General features: G+C 70.7%; 18 protein-coding genes and 1 pseudogene. 14 read left to right on the top strand and 5 right to left on the bottom strand.

Features of this window, described 5'->3' with window-relative positions; genetic code table 11:
* Window positions 1-239: 239 nt before the first annotated feature.
* Window positions 240-1,596: pseudogene (locus MCAG_RS03615) on the bottom strand (PHB depolymerase family esterase).
* Window positions 1,597-1,881: 285 nt separating this feature from the next.
* Between MCAG_RS03615 and MCAG_RS03610 the strand changes: the two are divergent.
* Window positions 1,882-2,850 (top strand): PaaX family transcriptional regulator C-terminal domain-containing protein, encoded by a 969-nt coding sequence (locus tag MCAG_RS03610; RefSeq protein ID WP_007071615.1) that lies wholly within the window; start codon window positions 1,882-1,884, stop codon window positions 2,848-2,850.
* Between the two features lie 160 nt (window positions 2,851-3,010).
* On the top strand, window positions 3,011-3,460 hold the full coding sequence (locus MCAG_RS03605; RefSeq protein ID WP_007071614.1) for an iron chaperone: 450 nt from the start codon (window positions 3,011-3,013) through the stop codon (window positions 3,458-3,460).
* 54 nt (window positions 3,461-3,514) lie between these two features.
* On the opposite strand, the gene MCAG_RS34385 is transcribed toward MCAG_RS03605, so the two are convergent.
* On the bottom strand, window positions 3,515-3,673 hold the full coding sequence (locus tag MCAG_RS34385) for a hypothetical protein (protein WP_232290063.1): 159 nt from the start codon (window positions 3,671-3,673) through the stop codon (window positions 3,515-3,517).
* A gap of 679 nt (window positions 3,674-4,352) precedes the next feature.
* Here MCAG_RS34385 and MCAG_RS03600 point away from each other — a divergent pair.
* Complete coding sequence (locus MCAG_RS03600; protein ID WP_036372198.1) at window positions 4,353-5,747, top strand: endo-1,4-beta-xylanase; 1,395 nt, start codon at window positions 4,353-4,355, stop codon at window positions 5,745-5,747.
* Window positions 5,748-5,788: 41 nt separating this feature from the next.
* Window positions 5,789-7,099, top strand: coding sequence for a cellulose binding domain-containing protein (locus MCAG_RS03595; RefSeq protein ID WP_036372196.1), 1,311 nt, complete (start codon window positions 5,789-5,791; stop codon window positions 7,097-7,099).
* Window positions 7,100-7,295: 196 nt separating this feature from the next.
* Here MCAG_RS03595 and MCAG_RS03590 read toward each other — a convergent pair whose 3' ends face one another.
* Window positions 7,296-9,629, bottom strand: coding sequence for a beta-L-arabinofuranosidase domain-containing protein (locus MCAG_RS03590; RefSeq protein ID WP_036372194.1), 2,334 nt, complete (start codon window positions 9,627-9,629; stop codon window positions 7,296-7,298).
* Between the two features lie 522 nt (window positions 9,630-10,151).
* Window positions 10,152-10,922, bottom strand: a complete 771-nt coding sequence (locus tag MCAG_RS35880; protein ID WP_083802175.1) for a FadR/GntR family transcriptional regulator — start codon at window positions 10,920-10,922, stop codon at window positions 10,152-10,154.
* A 152-nt stretch (window positions 10,923-11,074) separates the two neighbouring features.
* Here MCAG_RS35880 and MCAG_RS03580 point away from each other — a divergent pair, with 152 nt between their 5' ends.
* The 8 genes from MCAG_RS03580 to MCAG_RS03550 all read left to right on the top strand — a co-directional run bounded on the left by MCAG_RS03580 (window position 11,075) and on the right by MCAG_RS03550 (window position 20,441).
* Entirely contained in the window at window positions 11,075-12,346 is a 1,272-nt protein-coding gene (locus tag MCAG_RS03580) for an ABC transporter substrate-binding protein (RefSeq protein ID WP_007071609.1), read from the top strand.
* A 3-nt stretch (window positions 12,347-12,349) separates the two neighbouring features.
* A complete protein-coding gene (locus MCAG_RS03575) occupies window positions 12,350-13,327 on the top strand; it encodes a carbohydrate ABC transporter permease (RefSeq protein WP_007071608.1) in 978 nt (325 codons plus the stop codon).
* Window positions 13,327-14,154 (top strand): carbohydrate ABC transporter permease, encoded by an 828-nt coding sequence (locus MCAG_RS03570; protein ID WP_036372191.1) that lies wholly within the window; start codon window positions 13,327-13,329, stop codon window positions 14,152-14,154. Before MCAG_RS03575 ends, MCAG_RS03570 begins: the two co-directional genes overlap by 1 nt.
* 1 nt (window position 14,155) lies before the next feature.
* On the top strand, window positions 14,156-15,391 hold the full coding sequence (locus MCAG_RS03565; protein ID WP_036372189.1) for a mandelate racemase/muconate lactonizing enzyme family protein: 1,236 nt from the start codon (window positions 14,156-14,158) through the stop codon (window positions 15,389-15,391).
* Between the two features lie 27 nt (window positions 15,392-15,418).
* The gene (locus tag MCAG_RS32125) at window positions 15,419-15,586 is read left to right on the top strand and encodes a hypothetical protein (RefSeq protein ID WP_157547847.1); all 168 of its coding nucleotides are present in this window, start codon (window positions 15,419-15,421) and stop codon (window positions 15,584-15,586) included.
* Window positions 15,583-16,581 (top strand): aldo/keto reductase, encoded by a 999-nt coding sequence (locus MCAG_RS03560; protein WP_036372187.1) that lies wholly within the window; start codon window positions 15,583-15,585, stop codon window positions 16,579-16,581. Before MCAG_RS32125 ends, MCAG_RS03560 begins: the two co-directional genes overlap by 4 nt.
* 201 nt (window positions 16,582-16,782) lie before the next feature.
* Window positions 16,783-19,176, top strand: a complete 2,394-nt coding sequence (locus MCAG_RS03555) for a right-handed parallel beta-helix repeat-containing protein (protein WP_036372185.1) — start codon at window positions 16,783-16,785, stop codon at window positions 19,174-19,176.
* A gap of 251 nt (window positions 19,177-19,427) precedes the next feature.
* The gene (locus tag MCAG_RS03550; protein WP_036372182.1) at window positions 19,428-20,441 is read left to right on the top strand and encodes a LacI family DNA-binding transcriptional regulator; all 1,014 of its coding nucleotides are present in this window, start codon (window positions 19,428-19,430) and stop codon (window positions 20,439-20,441) included.
* Window positions 20,442-20,451: 10 nt separating this feature from the next.
* Here MCAG_RS03550 and MCAG_RS03545 read toward each other — a convergent pair whose 3' ends face one another.
* Entirely contained in the window at window positions 20,452-22,164 is a 1,713-nt protein-coding gene (locus MCAG_RS03545; RefSeq protein WP_036372180.1) for an amylo-alpha-1,6-glucosidase, read from the bottom strand.
* A 242-nt stretch (window positions 22,165-22,406) separates the two neighbouring features.
* Here MCAG_RS03545 and MCAG_RS03540 point away from each other — a divergent pair, with 242 nt between their 5' ends.
* On the top strand, window positions 22,407-24,242 hold the full coding sequence (locus tag MCAG_RS03540; RefSeq protein WP_007071602.1) for an RICIN domain-containing protein: 1,836 nt from the start codon (window positions 22,407-22,409) through the stop codon (window positions 24,240-24,242).
* Window positions 24,243-24,396: 154 nt separating this feature from the next.
* Window positions 24,397-24,582: hypothetical protein (locus MCAG_RS33365; protein ID WP_369751297.1), on the top strand; the 186-nt coding region annotated here is incomplete at its 3' end.

Below are 24,582 nucleotides of genomic sequence, written 5' to 3'. Positions count from 1 at the left end.
TGGTCTACGCGCTCGGCGGCGCGCGGCCGGCTCGGACTGGTTGAGAATATGCGCCGGCCGGGGCCGCAAGATCGGCATCAGGGACGATTCGGACCGCTTGACCCGCCGATATGATGGAAACGGCGCAGGGGCGGGACGAGGGACTTTCTCCCCGGTTCGCGCGTACGGCGGCGGGTGCGCGGCGGCGCGGTGCTCCGGGGACGTACGCGGGGCGTAAGGGTCCCCGGAGCTCGCCGCCGTCAGGCGACCGTGCAGGGTGCGCCGTTGAGGGTGAACGAGTTCGGCTTGGCGCTGTTACCGGTGTGTGTGGCCTGGAAGCCGATGTTGATCGAACCGTTGGCCGGGATGCCGGCGTTGTAGGCGACGTTCCTGGCCGTCACCTGGCCCGAGGCGGGGGAGTAGGAGGCGTTCCAGCCCGAGGTGATCGTCTGCCCGCCGGGCAGCGCGAAGGTCAGGGACCAGCCAATTGACGGCAGCGGTGCCGGTGTTGGTGATGGTGATGTTCTCGGTCAGCCCGGTGTTCCAGGCGTTGATGGTGACGGTCACGGCGCAGGCGCCGGAGCCCGGCGGCGTGGTCGGGGTGGGCGGCGTGGTCGGGGTGGGCGGCGTGGTCGGGCTCGGCGGCGTGGTCGGGGTGGGCGGCGTGGTCGGGCTCGGCGGCGTGGTCAGGCCGAAGAACTGGATGGCGGACGCGGCCATGCCGCCGGCGGGCAGGCTGTGCGCGGCACCCTGGATGCTGTAGGCCTCGACCTGGACGGTGCCGCTGGTGTCGGCGTACCTGCGGCGGTTCCAGCCCGCCTGCGGGGTGTCGGTGGAGGTAGGTGTCTGGCTGAGCCCGAACACGTTGGTCCACTGCTCGATCGTCTCCTGGAGCAGGCTGTACGGCACGAGAGTGTCGTTGGTGCCGTGCCACAACTGCACGCGCGGGCGGGGGCCGGAGTAGCCGGGGTAGGCCTGCTGGCGGACCGCGTCGCCCCACTGCTGCGGGGTCCGGTTCATGTTCCCGCCGGTGCACTGGCTGCTTCCGGGCGGGTAGTCCGCCGCACCGGCGAAGCAGTTGTAGGGGACCCCCATGAACGCGGCGCCGGCCTTGAACACGTCGGGATAGACGGCCAGCATCTGGTTGGTCATCATGCCGCCGGACGAGCTGCCGGTGACGTAGACCCGGTCGGGGTCGGCGCCGTACTGCTGCTGCGCGTAGCGGGTCATCGAGACGATCGACACGGGGTCGCTGCCGCCGCCGCGGCGCTTGGCGGCGTCCGACCAGGTGTCGAAGCAGTTGCCGAAGCCGGCCTGCTGGGTCGCGGTCGGGTAGATCACGATGAACCCGTACCGGTCGGCCAGGGCGGCGAACTCACTGCCGGAGTAGAAGGCGGGGCCCGACCCGCCGCAGGGGTGCATGGCCACGACCGTCGCCGGCCTGGCCGGGCGGGAGTCGGGCACGTAGATGTGCATGCGCATGCGGCCCGGGTTGTCGCCGAAGCTGGTCACCTCGGTCAGCGACGCCGCGTACGCGGGCTGGAGCGTGGGGGCCACGAGGCCGGCGGCCACCAGCGCCGTGGCCAGGCCGAGCAGCAGTTTCCTTCTGATTGTCACGGGGACGACTCCTTCGGTCACCTGTGCGGGGGTGGGATCGGGCCATGCGCGTCCCGGTCGGGGTACGCCCGGCTTCCCGCGGGATCGCGTATCGCCCACTACGTGTGTTCGCCCTGCCGGCTCCGTAAGGCTCGCGTAGCATTTAGTGTTCCCTCCGGTCCAGCAAGTGTCAATCGATTCACCTCGATCAGTGGAGGTCGTCGGGCTGCCCCGCCGCAGCGAGCCCGGCCCGAAGCGGCCCGTCTACAGTCGTTACCCCGTCCCTGATTCGAGCCCGGAGCGCCTGTGGCAAGCCCGTTCAGCATCGAGGAGATCTATCCGGACGACGGGCATCCGCTCCGGCTACCCCGCCGGCAGGCCGGCAACTCGCCCCAGGGGGTCACCGTGACCCTGCTGGCGGACTACACCCTGCGAACCCGCGCCGCGATTCCGTCCGCCGCCATCGTCGCGCTGCTCGCGGAGGCCGGGGTGAGCACGGCCGGTGCCCGTGCCGCGATCAGCCGGCTGGCCCGTCGAGGCGTACTGGAGGGCAGCCGGCAGGGGCGGCGCAGCGCCTACCGGCTCAGCCGCGCCGCCGCCGCCAGCCTGGTCGGCGGAGGAAGGTGGATCCTAGACTCCACCGCCCCGGCGGCGCCCTGGGACGGGCGCTGGACGATCGTCGCCTTCTCGCTGCCGCAGGAGCGGAGCGCGCAGCGGCGGGCCCTGCGCGGTCAGCTCCGCTGGCTCGGCTACGCGCCGCTGTACGACGGGTTGTGGATCTCGCCGTGCGACCTGACCCCGAAGGCGCGGGAGCGGCTCGCCCAGCTCGCCCCGGGCACCGTCACGGTGTTTCGCGCACAGCAGGCCACGCTCGACGGGACCGGTCACCGCGCTCCCATCGAGGCCTGGGACATAGCGGCGATCAACCGGCACTACCAGGAGTTCCTGCGGCGGTGGACCCCGCTGTTGCCCGGGGTGGAATCCGGCGGGATCGACGGCGCGGCGGCGGTGCGGGCGCGCACCGAGGTCATGGACACGTACCGGCGCTTTCCCACCCTCGATCCGCAGCTACCCCTGGACCTCCTGCCGGCGGGATGGCTCAGGCAGCCGGCCCGCGAGTTGTTCTCGGCGGTCTACGACGGCCTCGCCGAACCCGCCGAGCGACACGTCCGCGCGGTCGTCGCGCGGTTCACCGACAGCGCGCAGCCCGGCATCGCGGCCCACACCACCTCCGACCTCCTCGCCGGAATGCACGGTGACGTGCGCGTGCCATGACCTTCTCCTTCCGCCCCCGCTGGTCGGGTGCCGCGCCCGGGTGCCGCGCCCGGGTCGGCGGACCGATCAGGAATCGAGAAGCGCCGGTATGCCGTCGGGCCTAGCCTTTTCCCTGGTAGCCGGCATCCCGCCGAGCCCTGATTGGCGCAAGGAGCCCAGAATGTCCGCCAAGGAGTCCACGTCCGCGTCCGACGGCTTCAGCCCCGAGGAGCGTGCCGCGATGAAGGAGCGCGCCGCCGAGCTGCGTGCCGAGGGCAGGAAGGGAGCCAGGAAGGCCGACGGGATCGAGGCGGTCCTCGACCGGATCGCGCAGATGGCGCCGCAGGACCGTGCGCTGGCCGAGCGCGTCCACGTGGCGGTGACCGCTGCCGCCCCGCAGCTGTCGCCGAAGACCTGGTACGGGATGCCCGCCTACGCCGACGCGAACGGCAAGATCGTCGTTTTCTTCCAGGATTCGGGCAAGTTCAACTACCGCTACTCGACCCTCGGCTTCCAGGACGCGGCCAACCTCGACGACGGCGACCTGTGGCCGGTGGCGTACGCGCTGCGGGCGTGGAGCCCCGCCGTCGAGAGGAAGGTCGTCGAGCTGGTCAGGGCCGCGGTCTCCTGACCGCCGCCACGCCCATCGCGACTGCCCGACCGGCGGGGCGGCCCGGCGGCACGGTCACGGGTCGCCGGGCCGCCCGGGGCGGCGCGGTACCGGGCCGGGCCGGACGTGGTCGATCGTGATTGTGGCCAGCAGCCCGATGCCGTACGGCTGGCCGTTCCGGCAGCGGGTGACGCCGCCGCTGGGGCGGTCGTCGGCGGCCTTGAACTCCGCCACCGCCGTGCCGCCGCGGTGGAAACAGCGGAGGATGAATTAAGGCAGAGCCGAACCATGGCTCGGGCGGTTGCCGCGCAGCGGGGTGCCTGCCCTGGCCGACGGATTCATCGGGAACGTAACGCTCTCTGTCCCGCCGCTGGCAAACCCTCGGTGGCGGGAGGGGTTTCCTCCATCGGGCTGCCGCAAGGGGGCCGCGCTCCTCGTTCACCAGGTCCGACGCCGTGGCGGAGCGCCCGGGATCGCAACCGGCGAGTCGGGCCTGCCGCAGGGCGGCGGTGGCCGGGTTGACGGGATTCGGCAGGACTTGACGAATGGTGTTGTTATCGCTCAGAGTCGATGTCGAGGGTGACACTTCTCTGGCCCACCGGGCGGGCCTTGCTGGTTCAACCTCGGGATCACGACTTCCCCAGCGGGCATGCGGGACGTCGTGTCAGGACTCCCATCAGCAGTTGCCGGCGACGGCGCGACGGGCTTCGTGTGCGGTAGAAGTGACCGTTTCAGGATTGTCCGCCCGGATTTCCTCTGCGAAAGGGATTCATGGCTCCCTTTCGGCGCGTGCTCCGCTGGCAGCACCCCGACGACCGTGCGGCGTTTCGCACGGCCGTTGCGGGGCCGCCCCACCGGGAGCGAATCGGGCACCTCACCACCACCGCTGCAACATCACCGAGAAGGAATCGACATGAGACGCAAGAGAGCCCTGACGGCGACGGTGACTCTCGCTGTCGCTGGCGCACTCACCGCCGGCATGACGGTGGCACTGGCCCCCGCAGCCAGTGCGGGGACGACCCTGAGGGCGGCCTCGGCGGAGAAGGGTCGCTACTTCGGCGCCGCAGTTGCCACCGGCAAACTCTCCAACAGCACGTACACCACGGTTCTCAACCGCGAGTTCAACAGCGTCGTGGCCGAGAACGAGATGAAGTGGGACGCCACCGAGCCGCAGCCGGGGCAGTTCAACTACAGCGGTGGTGACCGCCTCGTCAATCACGCCCGGGCCAACGGGATGAGCGTGCGGGGCCACGCCCTGCTCTGGCACCAGCAGCAGCCGGGCTGGGCGCAGAACATGTCCGGCAGCGCCCTGCGCAGCGCGATGATCAACCACGTCACCCAGGTCGCCACCCACTTCCGGGGGCAGATCTACGCCTGGGACGTGGTGAACGAGGCGTTCGCCGACGGTGGCAGCGGCGCCCGGCGCGACTCGAACCTCCAGCGCACCGGCAACGACTGGATCGAGGCGGCGTTCCGTGCCGCGCGGGCCGCCGACCCGGGCGCGAAGCTCTGCTACAACGACTACAACACCGACGGGATCAACGCGAAGTCGACAGGCATCTACAACATGGTGCGCGACTTCAAGTCCCGGGGCGTGCCGATCGACTGCGTCGGCTTCCAGTCCCACCTGGGCACCTCCCTGGCGAGCGACTACCAGGCCAACCTGCAGCGTTTCGCCGACCTCGGCGTGGAGGTGCAGATCACCGAGCTGGACGTCATGACCGGCAGCAACCAGGCCAACATCTTCGGCGCGGTCACCCGGGCCTGCATGAACGTGTCGCGCTGCACCGGCATCACGGTGTGGGGCGTGCGGGACTGCGACTCGTGGCGAGGGTCCGACAACGCCCTGCTGTTCGACTGCAACGGCAACAAGAAGCCGGCGTACGACGCCGTCCTCAACGCGCTCAACGCCGGCGGGGGCATCCCGAACCCGACGACGCCTCCGCCGAACCCGACGACCCCGCCGCCGAACCCGACCACGCCTCCGCCGAACCCGACGACTCCGCCGCCGGGTCCGGGTGGGTGTTCGGCTTCGGTGTCGGCGAATTCGTGGCCGGGTGGTTTCGTGGTCGCGGTGAAGGTGACCGCGGGTTCGTCGGGTACCCGGGGGTGGAACGTCAGTGTGACGTTGCCGGGTGGTTCGAGTGTGACGGGTACGTGGTCGGCGACGGCTTCGGGTAGTACCGGCACGGTGCGGTTCGCCAATGTCGACTACAACGGTCAGCTCGCTGCCGGTCAGGTGACCGAGTTCGGGTTCCAGGGCAACGGCACCGCGCCGACCCAGACCCCCACCTGCACCGCCAGCTGACCCCAACATGTGAAATTCGATCCACAAAGAGAGAGTGGTCGATGTTGAGATCCAGGTTCTTCTCCGGTCCCATCGCGCTGGCGGCCCTGCTCGTCGTGACGGCGGGCGGTGTCACGCTCAACGGTGGCCTCGGTGCCGCCAAGCCGGTCGCGGACGTGGGCGCCGCGGCGGCGACCGCCGGCTGCGGCAAGGCCCCGACGCTGCGCAGCGGCACCCACACGATCCAGAGCAACGGCAAGAGCCGCAGCTTCATCCTGCGGATGCCCAACAACTACAACAACAACAACCAGTACCGGTTGATCTTCGCGTTCCACTGGCGGGGCGGCACCGCCACCGAGATCGACTCGGGCGGCACCAGCGGGGCCGCGTGGTCCTACTACGGCCAGCTGGAACAGTCGAACAACACCGCCATCCTGGTCGCGCCCCAGGGCCTCAGCGGCGGGTGGGGCAACGCCGGCGGCGAGGACGTCACCTTCGTCGATGACATGATCCGTCGCATCGAGGGTGACCTCTGCGTCGACACCACCCAGCGCTTCGCCCTCGGGTTCAGCTGGGGCGGCGGCATGAGCTACGCGCTCGCCTGTGCCCGGGCCACGGTCTTCCGGGCCGTCGCGGTCATCAGCGGCGCGCAGATCAGTGGATGCAGCGGCGGCACCCAGCCCATCGCGTACTTCGGGCTGCACGGCATCAGCGACACCGTGCTCAGCATCTCCCAGGGCCGGGCGCTGCGGGACACGTTCGTCCGCAACAACGGCTGTACCCCCCAGAGCCCGCGCGAGCCGGCGCCGGGCAGCCGGACGCACATCACCACCGCCTACTCGGGCTGCCGGGCCGGGTACCCGGTGCAGTGGGCCGCGTTCGACAACGGACACATGCCAGGCCCCGTCGACGGCACCTACGCCGAGAGCGGTGTCAACACCTGGACCAAGGGCGAGATCTGGCGGTTCTTCGCCCAGTTCCAGGGCACCCCGAACCCGACGACGCCTCCGCCGAACCCGACGACCCCGCCGCCGAACCCGACCACGCCTCCGCCGAACCCGACGACTCCGCCGCCGGGTCCGGGTGGGTGTTCGGCTTCGGTGTCGGCGAATTCGTGGCCGGGTGGTTTCGTGGTCGCGGTGAAGGTGACCGCGGGTTCGTCGGGTACCCGGGGGTGGAACGTCAGTGTGACGTTGCCGGGTGGTTCGAGTGTGACGGGTACGTGGTCGGCGACGGCTTCGGGTAGTACCGGCACGGTGCGGTTCGCCAATGTCGACTACAACGGTCAGCTCGCTGCCGGTCAGGTGACCGAGTTCGGGTTCCAGGGCAACGGCACCGCGCCGACCCAGACCCCCACCTGCACCGCCAGCTGACCGACTGACGGGACGGCAGACGCCCTTCGGCCCGGGGTGGTGGACCGCGAGACGGTCCGCCATTCCGGGCCGTGTCGTGCCCCGGGCGGCGGCTCTGATCGGCTCCTGACGCCCGCACAGCAGGGGCTGCCCCGTACGGGGCAGCCCCTGCTCGCGACCGGGAACCCTCGCCGCACCCCGTCCGGAGCGATCGCGCCTACTGGTTGGCGACGAGCCGCCACCGGTTGTCGGCGCTGCCGTTGTCCGAGTCCTGCACGGCCTGCGCGCCCCAGGCGGTGGAGCCGTTGAGGATGCCGAGCAGCTTGCCGCTGTGGACGTTGCGGATCTTGTAGGTGCCGTCGCCCTGGTCCAGGAGGGTCCAGAGGTGGTCGGCGGTGCCGTTGTCCCCCCACTGCAGGACGCGGGCGTTGTCGGCGGTGGACATGTTCTCGACGCCGAGGACCTTGCCGCTGTTGACGTTGCGGAACTTGACGTTGCCGCCCTCCGTCACGACGACCCAGTTGTGGTCGGCGGTGCCGGTGTTGCCCCACTGGAGTGCGAGCCCGCCGTCGGCGGTGGACATGTTCTGGATGCCGAGGACCAGGCCGCTGCCGACGTTGAACAGCTTGTGGGTGGTGGTCCCGGTGCCGCCGCTGACGCTCCAGTAGACGGTGTAGTTGTAGCCTTGCGCGTCCTGGAACGGCGCGAGGTTGACCGTCGCGCCGTTCGCGGTCGCGGTGAACGCGAGCGTGCTGGTGCTGGTCCGGGTGATCGACGAGGCGGTGAGCGACGGCAGGGTGGACAGCGAGGTGTTGCCGTAGTTGCCGCACAGCACCATCGGGCCGTAGGTGACGGCGGCGACGGCGGCGTTGTCGTTGGCGGGCGACAGCACGACCCGCATCGGCAGCCGTACGGTGATGGTGTCGCCCGAAGCCCAGGTGCGGGTGACCGTCGCGTAGCTACCCGGCGTGGTGGCCACGCTCTGCGTCGCGCCGTTGACGGCGATCGTCGCGCCGCTGGCCCAGGCCGGGATGCGCACCCGAATGCTCCACGAGCCGCTCATCGTGCCGGACAGGGTCAGGGTGGTGGTGTCGCCGACCGGGTAGTTCGTGCTCTGGGTGACCGTGATGCCGCGCTGGGACCAGTTCAGCGTCGACGGCGCGAACAGGTTCACGGTGAGCGTGGTGCCGTTGTGGAAGTAGATGGAGTCCATCAGCCTGGTGTTGATCTCGATGCCGGTGCCCTGGCAGCACCAGAACGAGTCGTAGTCGGTGCTCCACGTGCCGCCGCCCCAGGCGGGGCCCACGCCCCGGCGACCGCCCGGCTTGAGCGGGGTGAAGTAGGTGACGTGGCCGTGGCCGTCGGCCGGGTTCTGGGCGCCGATGACGTGGTTGGCCAGCGCGCGCTCGAAGTAGTCGAAGTACGCCGCCTGGTTCGGGTCGATCAGCCACAGCTCCCGGGTCAGCTTCAGCATGTTGACCGTGTTGCAGTGCTCGCACGTGTCGTTGGTGAGGTAGCCGGCGATCGCGTTGGGCGCGCGGAAGTGCTCGGCCTGGCTGTTGCCGCCGATGGCGTAGGTGTGCGCGTTCACGGTCATGTTCCACGCGTTGCTGGCGATGTCGCGGTACCGCGTGGTGCCGGTCGCCTTGTACTCGCGCGCCGCGCCGATCCACTTGGGCACCTGGGTGTTGGCGTGCAGCCCGTTGAGCTGGTCGGAGTTGGCGGCGAGCGGGTTGAACACGGCGGCGTGGTCGAACCGCTGGGCGACGGTGAGCCAGCGACCGTCGCCGGTCTGCTGGTAGAGGTCGGCCAGTGCCTCGTTCATCCCGCCGAACTCGGTGCCGAGCATCGCCTGCATCTGGCTGGAGCTCAACCGGGCCGTGCGGGTGTCGACCCAGCCGGCCAGCGCCAGCAGCACGGAGCGGGCCTGGGTGTTGCCGATGTAGCGCCAGACGTCCAGCAGCCCCAGCAGCGTCTTGTGGATGCAGTAGTAGGGCACGTTGCCGTTGGACAGCGTGCGTGCCTCCAGCGCCGTGAAGTCCGACTCAGGGAACCCGGACAGGTAGCCCGCGGTGAACCCGGCCGCGCCGTTGTTCGCCTGGCACTTGGCCAGCTCGGCGACCATGTAGTTCGCCTTGTCCCGGCAGGTGGTGTCGCCGAGGACCGCGTACGCCTGGGCCCAGGCGGTCAGGAAGTGTCCCTGCACGTGGGTCCGGAACGGGAACGACGGCGCATCCCAGCCCCCGTTGGACGCGGCACCGTTGGTGGACAACCGGTGGTTGGCGCGGAAGTTGTACAACAGCCGGTCGACGTCGACGAACCGTAGGTAGCTCAGCGTCCGGTTCTGGTTGTCCAGCCAGCGTCCGGCGGTCAGCCGTACCTGGCCCAGCTCGAACGGATACGCCGAGACGCCGGTGTCCGGCCGGACCGGTGGGACCACCGCGGCGGCGGCCGGAGGTGATGCGGCGAACGTGGCACCGGTCGCGGAGACGACCGCGGTCGCGCCGGTGGCCTGCAGCAGCCGGCGGCGGCTGACGGGTAGGGGTGACATGCGGACCTCCAAATCGACCGGAACTCGGGCCTGCGGCCCGGCCGGGGGACGTGTCGTGAAGGCGTGTGGTGATGGTGGTGGGCGGCGGCCTGCCCGGTCGGGCGAGGCGGGCCGCCACGCTCGTCCGGGTGTGTCGCCGTTGCGGGTTGGTGCGGCTCGGGGGGCGGTCGGGCACGGTTTTTGGAGCCGATGGGCACGCGGAGGTGGTGGACCACGCTCGCCGTGGCTCCCCGGCGGGTCGGGCGGGCCCAACCCGGCGCCGTGCACCACCAGCGGCAACGCCCGGAGGTTGACGGCCGGTGCTGCCGCGTACCGCTCCGCCGGCCGGGTCGGGCCGGGGCGAGCGTGGAAGCGTGCTTTTCGCCTCTGCGGCCGACCGTAGCTGTTACCGTTAACACTGGCAAGCCATGGATATTCGTAGGCTGAGGTCCCGTGCGATCGGCCGAGGTGACGAGTGTCTTTTCCCGGGGCCACCCCGGGTCACCCGGGACCGGCACCCGCCCCACGGGGCGGGTTCACTCGTCAGCGCACCAGCCGCGCGGTTTCCGGCCCGCTGCGGCGGACGAGCCACGCCTCGGTGATGTGGGTGAACATGGCCTCGCTGGCGCCGTCGGGGTCGTGAGCGGCGATGCGCTCGTAGATGCGACGGTGGCCCAGGTTGGACGCCACGCACAGTGCCCGTTCGGACCGGCCCATGTACCGGGCGGTATTGATGACCTGGCTCTCCAGGGCCCGCACCACGCCACGGGCGATGCGGTTGCCGGACGCCTGCATGATCACGTCGTGGAACGCGCGGTCGTGCTCGTGGTACGTGACGTGGTCGTCCACCAGCTCGTCCATCCGGTCGACCAGGGCGCGCAACCGGTCGAGGGTCTCCTGGTCGGCCAGGCGGGCGGCGACGTTGGCCATGTCGGACTCCAGCACCCGGCGGGTGACGACGAGGTCGTCGAGGATCGCCAGGGTGTCGTCCTCGGCGAGGGTCGCAGCGAGGACGAGTTCGTCGAGCATGTTCCACATCGACGGCGGGGTGACGATGGTGCCGCTGCCCTGGCGGATCTGCACCAGCCCCTTCTCCTGAAGGATCTTCACCGCCTCCCGGACGACCGTCCGGCTCACCGAGAATGCCGCGCAGAGCGCTGGTTCGGGGGGTAGCGGCGTCCCGGACGGGTGCGCCCCGCGAACGATGCGCTTCACCAGTTCCCCGGTGACCGCCGTGGCAAGGTTGGCCGGCCGCCGCGACCACGCCGGGGGCCCCGATGTGTTGTTCAGGGTGGTTCCCTGTGCTGCCGTCATGTCCCCTCCAGTGCCCCGCGACGGCGCCACGACCGCCGTCCGAAAATCCTACGCCTCACTGTTGACGTCATACGTCATACGAGTTACCTTTCCGTCAATTCCTGCATCGACGGCCGGTTCGCCGGCATTCGCATAGTCGAAGGTGAGCAGCGATGAAGCAGCGAGCAGTATGGCCAGCCGTCCTTGCCGTGGCGGCGCTGGCGCTGGGCGGCTGCGGGAGCGCCTCAGGGACGCGCTCGTCGCCCGGCGGCTCCGAGGGCAAGCTGGTGGTCTGGGACTGGAAGTCCGGCGAGGCCGCTGCCGCGCCGTACATCGAGAAGGCGAAGGCCGACTTCGCCAGGAAGCACCCCGGCGTCACCGTCGAGTTCGTCGCCCAGCCCTACGAGCAGTACTACACCCTGCTCGGCACGGCGATCCAGTCCGGCACGGGGCCGGACGTGATCCTCTTCAACGGCGGCGGCCGGATCCGGGACCGGGCGGACGCGCTGCTGCCGCTGGACGAGTACGTGGCCGAGGACCGGCAGCGGCTGGGCGGGTGGGACGCGTTCACCAAGGACGGCAAGACCTACGCCGCCCCGGTGACCCTCCAGGGGCACCCCATCTACTACAACCGGACGCTCTACGAGAAGGCCGGCCTCGACCCGGCGAGCCCCGCCACCACCTGGCCCGAGTTCATCGCCGACTGCGCCACCATCACCAGGAAGACCGGCGCGAAGTGCTTCGCCCTCGGCAACAAGGAGGGCTACGGCATCCAGTTCTTCCTCTCGGCCCTCGGCTCGGGCGTCTTCACCCCGCAGCAGTACGACGACTGGATCGCCGGAAAGCGGGACTGGTCCTCGCCCCACGTCAAGCGGATCTTCGCGCTGTGGAAGGAGACCCAGGACGCGAAGCTCAACAGTGACGGCCCGAACTCGACGGCGATGTTCAACGACGCCTTCGCGGTCTTCCAGTCCGCCAAGGCCGCCCACGTCATCGGCCTGATGTCGGACGTGGGGCACTGGAAGGACTTCAGCGAGTTCCTCACCGCCGACAAGCTCGGCGTGATGCGGGCACCTGTCGTCGTGCCGGGCACCACCCCGAGCCTGGCGTACGACGGCGGAATCGGATACGGGGTCGCCAAGTGGACGAAGGACCCGAAGATGGCCGCCGACCTGGTGCGGTCGCTGAGCTCGACCGACGCCCTGAGTGCCTTCTACGCGCAGGCCGGCGCGATCGCCTCCGACACGACGATCGACGTGTCGCAGGGCGGACCGGCCGCGGCCGCGATCGTCGCCGACATCAAGACCGGCAAGCCGGCCCTGCACGTGGCGCTCTCCTCGCAGACCCTGGACCTGATGGGCCGGCTCTCCCAGCAACTGCTGAGCGGCTCGATCACCGTCGACGAGGTAGTGAAGCAGTTGGCCGCCTCGGACCAGGCCGGTTGACCCGTGCCGAACGGGGAGTCCCTGACGTCGGTCCGTCCGGTCGAGGCGGGGCGGACCGACAGGGCGCCGCAGCGGCGGCCCCTGCCCCCCGGCGGCGCGTCCCGTCGCCGCCGGGGCGGTCGGCGTAGGGAGCGTCTCGCCCCCTACATCCTGCTGGCCCCGGCCGTGCTGATCATCGTGCTGCTGCGGTTGTGGCCACTGGTACTCGGGGTGAACTTCTCCTTCACCGGGGACGGTGACCGCGACGGGACGGTGGTCGGCCTCGACAACTACCGGGAGTTGTTCGCCGACCCGCTGTTCCGGGGCGCGCTGCGCAACGTCGGGCTGCTCGTGCTGCTCCTGCCGGTGGCGGTGGCGATCCCCGGCCTGCTCGCGACCTTCATCTACCTGCGGGTGCCGGGGCACCGGCTGTACCGCAGCGCCTACTTCTTCCCGGCGGTGCTCTCCCCGGTCATCGTCGGTGCCATCTTCAATCTCCTGCTCGCCTTCGACGGCCCGCTCAACGCCGTGCTCGGCGGGGTCGGCATCGGGCCGACGGACTGGCTCGGCGACCCGGACGTGGCGATGTTCGTGGTGGTCGGGGTGCACGTCTGGGCGACGTTCGGCATGGGGCTGGTGGTGTTCCTCGCCGGGTTCGCCACCCTGGACGCCTCGCTGCTGGACGCGGCCCGGGTAGACGGCGCGTCGCTGCCCCAGACCATCCGGCACGTGATCGTCCCCAGCCTGTCCCGCACCATCCAGTTCGTCTTCGTGACCACGATGATCGGGATGCTGACCTCCATGTTCGGCCTGCTCTACGTCATGACCAGCGGCGGCCCGGAGGGCTCGACGTACCTGCCGGAGTACTACATCTGGATCCAGCAGGGGCAGATGAACCGGCCCGCGCTCGCGTCGGCCGCCTCGACGGTCCTCTTCCTCGTCATGCTCGTGGTGGGGCTGCTACAGATCAGCCTGCTTCGGCGAGCGGTGAGGGAGGTCTGATGTCCCGCATTCGGCCGGGCGGGTGGCTGCTCGCCGTACCGATGTCCCTCCTGGCGCTGGCGACGATCTATCCGATGGTCTTCACCGTCAACGTGGCCATGAAGACCCGCCGCGAGTACATTCTCGATCGCTTCTCGCTGGCCGACGCCGTGCGCTGGGAGAACATCGCCACGGCGTGGAGCAGCGTCGGCCTGGGCCGGTATCTGGTCAACTCGGTCGTCGTGGTGGTGGCCTCGGTGGTCCTGCTGCTGCTGGTCGGGTCGATGGCGGGCTTCGCGCTGGGCCAACTGCGCTTCCGCGGCTCGTCGGCGCTGTTTCTGGGCTGCCTCGCGGCGCTCTTCGCCCCGTTCCAGGTGATCATGGTGCCGCTGGCTCGGATCATGGCGGACGCCGGGCTCGTCGACACCTACCCGGGGCTCGTCCTCGCCTACGTCGCGCAGTTCCTCCCCTTCACGATCTTCCTGATGACCAGCTACTACCGGACCATTCCCACCGAGATCATCGACGCGGCCCGGATCGACGGCAACAGCGTGTACGGCGTCTACCGGCGGATCATGCTGCCACTGGGCGCCCCGGCGCTGCTGTCGGTCGGCATCCTCAACGCCCTGTTCTGCTGGAACGACGTACTGATCTCGCTGCTGCTGATGCCCTCGGCCGAGCACCGCACCCTCATGGTCGGGGTGACCTCGCTACGCGGGCAGTACTCCGCCGACATCCCGACCTTCGCCTCCGGGGTGCTGATCGCCGCGATACCCGTTCTGGTGATCTACCTCTTCCTCCAGCGCCAGATCGCCGACGGTGTCGCCGCCGGCTCCACGAAGGGCTGACATGCGGATCACCGGGTACCGGACCCTCACGACCAGCCAGGAATGGGGACGCCCCGTCGGCGACGCCAACGGCGTCTTCGCCGACGGCGTCACCACCGTGCCGATCGTCGTGGTCGAGACAGACGAGGGCATCACCGGGGTCGGCCTCGGGCCGCATGGAGACATCGAGAGCATCTTCGCGGCGATCCACGGCGAGGACCCCCGTGCCGTGACCGCCCTGTACGACCGGATGCTGCGGCAGACGTTCAAGGCGGGCCACGCGGGCTCGGTGTTCGGCACCATCGGCGCACTCGACACCGCCCTGTGGGACATCAAGGCGCAGGCGGCCGGGCAACCGCTCTGGCGGCTGCTGGGCGGGCGCGACCGGCGGGTGCCCGCCTACGCGTCCGGCCTGGACATCGGCCTGAGCGACGACGAACTGGTCGCGGCGTACGAGGTCTACGCCCGGCACGGCCTGCGGGCCGCCAAGCTCAAGGGCGGCCTCGACGTCGAGCGGGACCGCGACCGCCTGCACCTGGTGCGGGAGGTGCTGACCGCCGCCCACGGGCGGCGGCCCGGCCTGATGCTCGACGTGAACGAGGCATGGACCCGCAAGCAGGCCGTCCGGCACGTCTGCGAGCTCGAACGCACCCTGGACCTCGTCTGGGTCGAGGAGCCCGTCCGGCGGTGGGACGCCGAGGGCCTGGCCGTCGTCGGACGGGGGATCCGCGCGTCGGTCGCCACCGGGGAGAACCTCACCGGCCTGGAACAGTACCGTCCGCTGATCGCCGCGGCGGCGGTCGATGTCGTCCAGACGGCCGCGGTGTGGGGCGTCACCCACTTCCTTCGGGTGTCCGCCCTGGCGCACGCCTACGACCTGCCGGTCAGCCCGATCGGCAACAGCCCCGTCGGCCTGCTGCACGCCGCCACGTCGGTGCCGAACCACCTGGTCAGCGAGTTGCAGGACCTGCACGCCCCGGTCGGGATCAGCTTCGACCTGCACGTCGAGGACGGCGCGTTCGTCCTCGGTGACTCGCCGGGCCTCGGCGTCACGGTCGCCGAGGAGGAGATCCGCGCGTCCCGCCGCCGACCGGTGACGCCGACCGCCGACGGCCCCAACGTGCGACCGGAACGAGCCGGACGTCGGCTGCTGGCGGTGGCCGACGGCGTCTACGCCAAGCCGCGACCGCACGTCACCGCCCTGCCGGACGCCCCGGCGTACACCCACGACGGCGTCCCGTCCGCCGCCCGACCCTGACCCCCCGACCGCCCACAGGGAGGACGCATGAAGGCAGTCGCGCACCGCTTCGGCGGCCGGTGGGGATCGGCCACCGAATCCGCCAGCGCCCCGGTGTTCCTGTCCGAACTGGCGGGCTGCTGCCCCGGCGGGGACGACCGGGCGGCGACCTGGCGGCACACCGCGCGGCGGGTGTATCGGCTGGAGCCGTCGTGAGGGAGCGGGCGCTGCCCCGGCGGCCGGCGGTCCGCCTCACCGAGCTGGGCTTCGGCGCGGCCCAGGGCGGCAACCTCTACCGGGCGACCACGGACGAGGAGTTCGCCGCCGCCGTCGACACGGCGTGGGAGGCCGGCCTGCGGTACTACGACACCGCGCCGCACTACGGCCTCGGGCTGTCCGAACGGCGGCTCGGCGATGCCCTGCGGAGCCGCCCACGCGACGAGTATGTCGTGTCCACGAAGGTCGGTCGTCTCCTCGTACCGTCGCCGGAGAACGCGCACCGGCGCGACCCGGAAGGGTTCGACGTCGCCGAGTGTCACCGGCGGGTGTGGGACTTCAGCCGCGACGGGGTCCTTCGCTCGCTGGAGTCCAGCCTTGCCCGCACCGGCCTGGACCGGGTTGACATCGTCTACCTGCACGATCCCGACGACCACTGGGAGCAGGCTGCGACGGAGGCGGTGCCCGCCCTGGTGGAGCTGCGCGAGCAGGGTGTGGTGCGGGCTATCGGTGCCGGCATGAACCAGTCGCAACTGCTCACCCGGTTCGTCCAAGAGACCGACATCGACGTGGTGATGTGCGCCGGCCGCTACACCCTGCTCGAACAGGGCGCGCTGGCCGACCTGCTGCCCGCCGCCGCCAGCCGGGGCGTGGGCGTGGTGATCGCTGGTGTCTACAACTCCGGCCTGTTGTCCCGGGATCGCCCGCCGGCCGACGCGACCTACAACTACGAGCAGGCCCCGCCGGAACTGATCGAGCGGGCGAGGCGGATCGCGGCGGTCTGCGAGACGTACGGCGTCACGCTGCCGCAGGCGGCGCTCGCCTTCGTCCGGTCGCATCCCGCGGTCGTCTCGACGGTCGTCGGGCTGCGCAGCGGCGGGCAGGTGGCGCAGACCGTGGCGCGGTGGGACGTCGACGTCCCGGTCGAGCTGTGGTCGGCGCTGCGGGCGACCGGCCTGCTCGACACGGCCGCGCCCGGTCAGGAGCAGCCATGATCCGGCCGAGCCGACCGCCGGCGGGGGCGGTGCCACACCGCCTCCGCCGCCCGGCGGACCCGGTGCCCCACCGAAAGCAACCCGCCCGCGTCGCGGCGAGGCCCGACGTGTACGGGTGACGCCCGCACCGAGTGGACCGGTGACCCGGTCCAGCGGGGTGAGGGCGTCCCATCACACCCCACCACGATAGGAGTCCTACTCGTGTCCGTCCCGTCATCCCCCAGGAGGCACCGGCAGGTGCTGGCCGGCGTCGCCTCGGCGACGGTCGCCGCAGCGGCCGCCGTCTTCGTCTCGGCGGCACCCGCCGCCGCGGCCACCACCACCCTCTACGCGTCCCCCTCCGGCAGCGGCACCACCTGCTCGGCCAGCCAGCCCTGCTCGCTCACCGAGGCGCAGAACGCGGTCCGATCCCGCAACGCCGCCATGTCGGGCGACATAGTCGTCGAGCTGGCCGACGGCGTGTACCGGCTCTCCGCGCCGTTCCGGCTGACCGCCGCCGACTCCGGCAACAACGGCTACACCGTGACGTGGCGGGCCGCCGCGTCCGCCCGTCCGGTCATCAGCGGCGCGCGGGCGGTCACCGGCTGGTCGCTTGTCGACTCCGGCAAGAACATCTGGCGGGCCAACGTCCCCGCCGGCCTCGACAGCCGGCAGCTCTACGTCAACGGGGCGGTCGCCACCCGCGCGCGTACCGCCGTCAACCGGGCCGACTTCACCTTCACCACCTCCGGCCTGCGGTTCAGCAACAGCGCGCTGAGCTACCTGAACAACCTCGGCAACCAGAACCGAGTCGAGGTGGAGAGCGTCGGCTCGTTCACCGACCGGTACTCGCCCGTGCAGAGCATCAGCGGCAACTTCCTCACCATGCAGCAGCCGGCCTGGAACAACAACACGTTCGGCTTCGACACCCTCTCCCAGCCGCACCGGGCCGGGCCGTTCTACCTGACCAACGCGTACGAGTTCCTCGACGCGCCGGGCGAGTGGTACCTCAACCCGGGCAGCGGCCAGCTCAACTACATCCCGCTGGCCGGGCAGAACATGAGCAACGTCAGCGTGGAGCTGCCGCAGTTGCAGTCCCTGGTGAACGTCGGCGGCACCTACGACGCCCCCGCGCACCACATCTCGTTCAGCGGGATCACCTTCACCGGCACGAGCTGGCTCGGCCCCAGCAGCAGCAACGGCTTCGCCGATCAGCAGACCGGCGCCCACATCACCGGCACCTGGGCCCGCCCGGCCGACGCCCTGACCTCCTGCCAGGCCGGCTGCCCGCAGTTCGAGGCCACCCGGCCGCACTGGAACCAGATGCCCGCCGCCGTGCAGGTGTCCGCCGCCAACACCATCACCTTCAGCGACTCCCAGTTCGTCAACCTCGGGCAGACCGCCATCGGCATCGGCAACGACGCCAACGCCCACGCCAGCGGCGTCGGCCTGGGCACCAGCAACATCACGGTCACCCGCTCGGAGATCGCCCGCAACTCGGCCGGTGGCATCGTGGTCGGCGGCGTGCGCGCCGACGCCCACCACCCCGCCGACCAGCGGATGGTCAACCGGAACATCACTATCAGCAACAACCGGGTGCACGACCTGGGCCTGGAGTACCGGGGCGTCGTGTCGATCCTGACCACCTACGTCAGCACCGCCCTGGTTTCCCACAACGAGGTCTACAACATGCCGTACACCGGCCTGTCGGTCGGCTACGGCTGGGGCGCCAACGACGCCGGTGGCAGCAACCACTACGCCAACCGGGGCCTGTACAACTACCAGCCGCGCTACACGACGGCCACCACCGCGTCCAACAACCAGGTCATCGGCAACTACGTGCACGACGTCATGCAGCAGATGACCGACGGCGGGTGCATCTACACGCTGTCGGCGAACCCGGGCGCGACGATCAACGAGAACTACTGCCTGCGCACCAACGGCTGGTTCGGGCTCTACTTCGACGAGGGCTCCCGCTACTACACCGCCCGCAACAACGTGTTCTCCGCCACCGGCACCTGGGCCACCGCCAACTACTGGTACGCGGAGAACATGGGCAACTTCACCGTGACCAACAACTGGTCGACCAACGGCAGCACCAACGTGACCAACGGCGACCGGGGCAACGTCGTCTCCGGCAACGTGACGGTCACCAACAACAACTGGCCCTCCGGCGCGCAGGCCGTGATGGCCGCCGCCGGCGTGCAGGGCACCAACCCTCCGGCGCAGGGCGTGCAGATCGTCGGGGTCCAGTCCGGCCGGTGCGCCGAGATCGGCGGCTCCAGCACGACCAACGGCACCCAGGCCCAGCTCTGGGACTGCACCGGCGCCGCCAACCAGCGGTGGACCCAGACCGCCAGCCGGCAGCTCATGGTCTACGGCACCAAGTGCCTGGACGCCTCCGGCCAGGGCACCAGCAACGGCACCCAGGTGGTGATCTGGGACTGCAACGGGCAGGCCAACCAGCAGTGGAACGTCAACGCCAACGGCACGATCACCGGGGTGCAGTCCGGGCTCTGTCTCGACGCGTCCGGCGCCGGGACGGCTAACGGCACGAAGCTCATCCTCTGGGCGTGCAACGGCGGCAGCAACCAGCAGTGGAACCTGCGTAGCTGAGCCAGGGGGCGCGCAGGGCCGGTCCTTCGCCGGCCCTGCGCGCCTCTCGCGGGTGCCGCGCCGCCGCGATGCTCGCCCGGCGGTGGGTCGGCGGGGGACGATCCCGGCAGGGTGACAGCGGCGGGAACCCGACGCGGCCGCGAGGACGCCACGATCATTGACGAGCTGGGCCGGGCAGCGGGGCGGCTATGCTTATGCGCGGAGCATGGTGCTGCCCGCGCCCGGGCGCGAATCGATTCGAGGGCGGTGTGATGAACATCGGGGAGATCGCCCAGCGGGCGGGGGTGTCCCGCAGCACCGTGTCGTACGTGCTGAGCGGCAAGCGGGCCGTGTCGGAGGCGACCCGGCAGCGGATCCAGGCGGTAATCGACGAGCTGGACTACCGGCCGAACGCCAGCGCCCGCGCGCTGAAGGAAGGGCGTACCCGCACCCTCGGGCTGGTGATTCCCCCGGCCAGTCAGCGGTTGACCGACATGCAGTTGGGCTTCGTCGCCAGCGTCGTCGAGGCGGCGGCTCGGCACGACCTGGACGTGCTGCTGTCCCCGTCCGGCGGCGACCACGACCGTTCGTTCGAGCGGATCGTCGCCGGGCGTCGGGTGGACGGTGTGGTCCTGATGGAGATCCGGTTGGAGGACGACCGGGTGACCCGGCTGGCCAGGGCGGGTCTGCCGTTCGTCACAATCGGTCGGACGGCCGAGCCGCACGGGATGAGCTGGATCGACATCGACTACGCCGGGCTGATCGGCCGCTGCGTGCACCACCTGGCCGACCTGGGGCACCGGCACGTGGCCCTGGTGAACCGCTCCGCCGAACTGGTCGCCGCGGGGTACGGCCCCAGCCATCGGGCGCTGGCCGGCTTCCGGGCGGCGGTGGCGGAGCGGGGCCTGACCGGCGTCGACGTCTGCTGCGGCGACGACACCGCCTCCGGCGAGACGTGCGTGGAGCAGTTGCTCGCAAAGTACCCGCAGGTCACGGCGATGGCCACCATCAACGAGGCCGCGCTGCCCGGAGTGCAGCGCGCGCTCAACGCGGCCGGGCTGGCCGTGCCGGGCGACTTCTCCGTCGCCGGGGTCGCCGCCGAGCACTGGGCCGAGGACTTCTGCCCACCGTTGACCGCCGCGGACGTGCCGATGCGCGACATGGGCGCCGAGGCGGTGGCACTGCTACTGGAGAGCATCGCCGCGCCCGATGCTGCGCCACGCCACCGCCTGTACAGCCCGCCCGTCTCGCTGCGTTCCAGCACCGGCCCGGTCCGTTCCCGCTGATGCGGGCCGGCTACCCGGCCGCGGCCCGCCGCTGTTCCTGGGCGGCGGCGAGGATGAGGTAGCTGCTGGCGGTCCAGGTGTACGCCCGGTCCCGTAGCCCGGCGCCGGTCTCGGCGTCGAAGTTCTCCGCGAATCCGGACTTCTCGCACAGCGCGAGGAAACGCCGGCTGATGTCGTCGGCGATCCCGGTGTGCCCGGCCCGGCGCAGCCCGTCCTCGACCAGCACTGTGGAGGGTGCCCAGATCGGGCCACGCCAGTAGCCGTCGGCCAGGTAGTGTGCCGAATCGGTCGGCTCGGTGGCCAGCCCGTGCGTGGTGAGGTGGGCCTCGACGCCCCGGGCCAGCGTGGCGGCGATCGGCGTGGGCAGGTCGGCGCCGAGCGTGACGGGCATGAGGTCGAGCAGGCTGCGGCTCGCCCGCCGTCGCCCCGTCCGCGGGTCGCGGGAGGTGAAGCGCTCGCCGTCCCACAGGTCCCGGAACATGGCCGTGCTGATCCGGTCGGCCTCCCGGGACCAGCGGCCGGCGGGCTCGCCCAGCTCGGTGGCGAGGTCGGACAGGCAGCGTAGCTGCGAGACCAGGAACGCGGCGAGATCGGCGGTCTGGAGGACCCGGCCGCCGTCGAAGGTCGTGGCGTTGTCCCAACCGCTGTCGTTGCCGTGCTGGTAATGGGGCAGGTCGTGGCCGGGGGCGCGGCGTGCGTCCAGCCAGAACCCCGTCCAGCGGGCCAGCCGGTCGTACGTCTGGGCCAGCGCCGCCCGGTGCGGCGGCTCGGGTAGGCGTCGGCGCAGGTGGCGCAGGGCCCAGCCGTGGATGGGGGGCTTGACGTAGTTGTGCAGGACCTCCGAGTGGGTGACCGAGTCGGGCAGGGCCCCGGCCGCGTCCTGGTGGTCGAAGGGCAGGTGGAACTGGTGCCAGGCCAGCTCCGGCTCGCCGGCGGCCAGGGCGATCGCGTTGAAGCAGTGGTCCCAGCTCCACACCTTGTCCATCCAATGCTTGGACATCAGGACGGCGGGCCGGGTGACGAAGCCCGCCGGGGCGACCGTGGCCGACCACAGTACGTACGCGGCCAGTTCGGCGGCCGGGGTGTCCGCGCCGCGCCACGGCGCGACCGCGTCGACGAAGGCGGCGAACTCGGCCCTGCGGTCGAGGCACAACCGGTCGAAGGTGACGGATGCAGCGTACGGCCGGCGCGCGGTCTCGTACTCCTCGATCGCGATCTCCCAGGGCTGGTCGGCGGGGAGTTCCAGTGCCCGGTCGGCGGTGCCGAGGGCCTCGGCGCCCTCGACCCGGCGCAGCGAGCCGGAGAGCACCGTGATCCGGTAGCGGCGCCCGGTCTCGTACGAGGTGAACACGTGCGACCCGTCGGCCGGGTCGAGGTACAGGTAGGTGCCGCTGAACGGGGTGAGGGTGGCCGCCGCCGCGGCGATCCGGAGCCCGAGTTGTCGACCCCGCAGCCGCAGGATGTCCGGCCCGGCGTAGCCGGCCTCGATCCGGCCGGACCCGTTGCGCCAGGTCAGCAGCGTGGGCGTGGCGACGACCGTGCTGCCGGGCCCGGTGGGGGTGAGGCGGAGCACAGCGTGCAACCCGGTCTGGTGTGAGACCAGGTGCAGGTCGTCGGCGTACGTCTGCTCGGCGACCACCGGGGAGATGTTGAGCCAGGATCCGCGGTAGCTGAACGGTATGTCCTGAATAGGGAACTCCGGACCGGACGGGGCAACGGTCATGGGCACCTCCCGGGTAGTGGAGCGAACCGATTCGACGAATCGGTTCGGACGAAGATAGGTCCGTGCTCGGTTGGCGGTCAAGGGGTGGGCGCAGCGCGAGGTCGTACGGGGAAGGAAACGCCAGGGTCATCGCACTGTCATTTCATTGACATTCTTCAACCTTCGGTCCTACGATCCGTGCGAATCGATTCGCAAGCGCAGCCCTCCGGAGAGCGTCCCCCACGCCCCACAAGGAGCCGCCCGTGAAAATCCCGTCCCGCGGCAGGCCAGGACAAACCCGTGCGTTCGTCGCCCGACTCGCCGTCGGCCTGCTCGCCGCCACCGCCGCCGTCACCGTCGCCGCGCCGCCGGCCCAGGCTGCCGACGAGTCGATCAGCGTCGACTTCTCCACCACCATCGGCACGCCGACCTACCGCGCGTCGGGCTGGATCTACGGCATGACCGAGAACGCCAGTGCCCCGGCCGACCACTTCTACCGCGACGTCAAGTTCCAGTACATGCGCGCCGGCGGCGCGCAACTACCCGGCAGCGGCTGGGTCGGCGGCAACTACGACCGTCGCTGGAACTCCACCCTCGCGCAGGCCCGCCGGACCGTCGCCCTCGGCGGTCAGTTCATCATCCTGCCGCACGACCTGTGGGGCGCGGACGGCGCCGGCATCTCGCGCTTCCCCGGCGACAACGGCAACTGGACCGACTACGACAACTTCCTCACCCGGGTCATCAGCGACGTCCGGGCGTCCGGGCTGTCCGTGCAGTGGGACATCTGGAACGAACCCAACATCACCATCTTCTGGAACCGCCCGATCTCCCAGTACCTCGAACTGTGGCGGCGCACCTACCAGCGCCTGCGGGCGGAGTTCCCCAACCAGCTCATCGTCGGGCCGAGCTGCGCCTGCGTGCCGTCCACCACGCACGCCTTCTGGAATCAGTACCTGGACTTCGTCCGCTCGACCAACACGGTGCCGGACATCATCAGCTGGCACTCGCTGCCGGGCGATCCGGTCGCCAACGTGGCCGCCGCCAACGCCACCCTCGACCCGCGCGGCATCCCGCACCCCCGGCCGTACCAGATCAACGAGTACGGCGCGCCCGAGGAGCAGAACCCCGCCGACGGCGCCTGGTACATCGCGCGCCTGGAGCGGGCCCGCGCGGACGGCCTGCGGGCGAACTGGGCCGGCGGCGGCAACCTGCACAACGACCTCGGCAACCTGTTGGTCCGCAACTCGGCCGGCCAGCACCAGCCCAAGGGCGAGTGGTGGGCCTACCGCTACTACGCCTCGCAGACCGGGCAGATCGTCTCGGTGACCGCCAGCCCGTCCTACGACGCGTACGCCACCAACTCCACGGGCGCGGCGAAGGTCCTGATCGGCGGCGGCCGTACCACCGGGAACCTGACCGTCAACCTGCGGCGTCTGGACTCGACCAGCGGCATCGTGCAGAACAACCAGGTGCGGGTCCTCACCCAGCGCATCCCGTACAACGGCGGCGGCGCGGTGCAGGGGCCGATCACGGTCTCCAACAGCGTGGTCAACGTGTCCAACAACAACGCCACGGTGACCCTGCCGTACGGCAACCAGACCGACACGTACACCGTCACCCTGTTGCCGCCCTCGGACGGCGGATTCCAGTCGGTGGCGGTGGCCCAGCACTCCCAGCAGTGCCTGGACAACACCAACCAGGGCAGCTCCGACGGCAACGCCCAGCAGCAGTACTACTGCGACGGCGGCGACCAGCAGCTCTGGAACTTCCGCCCGGTCGACGGCGTGGCCAACACGTACACGCTGGTCAACCAGCAGAGCGGGAAGTGCCTCGACGTCAGCGGCGTCTCCACCGCCGACGGCGCCGCGGTGCACCAGTGGACCTGCCACAACGGTCTCAACCAGCAGTTCACCCTCCGCAAGGTCACCTACGGGGGCAACGACTCGCACGACTACCAGCTCGTCGCCCGGCACAGCGGCAAGTGTGTCGACGTCAACGGGGTCTCCACGGCGGCGCGGGCGTCGGTCCACCAGTGGACCTGCAACCCCGTCGGCCAGGGCAGCCCGTTGAACCAGACGTGGCGGATCTGGGGCCGGTAGGCGCCGCGGGATGATCAGGCACCGGCCGCCCGACGGACGACAGGCGCCCGATCACCACCATCACCATCACCATCACCATCACCCCGACGATCCGGCGCCGTTCGTGGCGCGTCCACCAGTCCTCGCTCCTTCTCCGACCCTAGGGAGCCACTCCATGCACACCCCGTCCCGCAGCGGGCCAACACCAGCCCGCGATCTCATCCCGAGGCGCCGTCGCCTCCGTCGCCTGACCGGCGTGGCCGGCGCGCTGGTCGGCGTCCTCGTCGTCGGTGTCGCCGCGTCCGGTGCCCCGTCCCCGGCCGCCGAGGCCGCCGTGGCGCCGTTGGCGGTGGCCGCCATC

The organism is Micromonospora sp. ATCC 39149 (assembly GCF_000158815.1).
Lineage (GTDB): Bacteria > Actinomycetota > Actinomycetes > Mycobacteriales > Micromonosporaceae > Micromonospora.
This window is presented reverse-complemented; position numbering and strand designations above follow the sequence as displayed.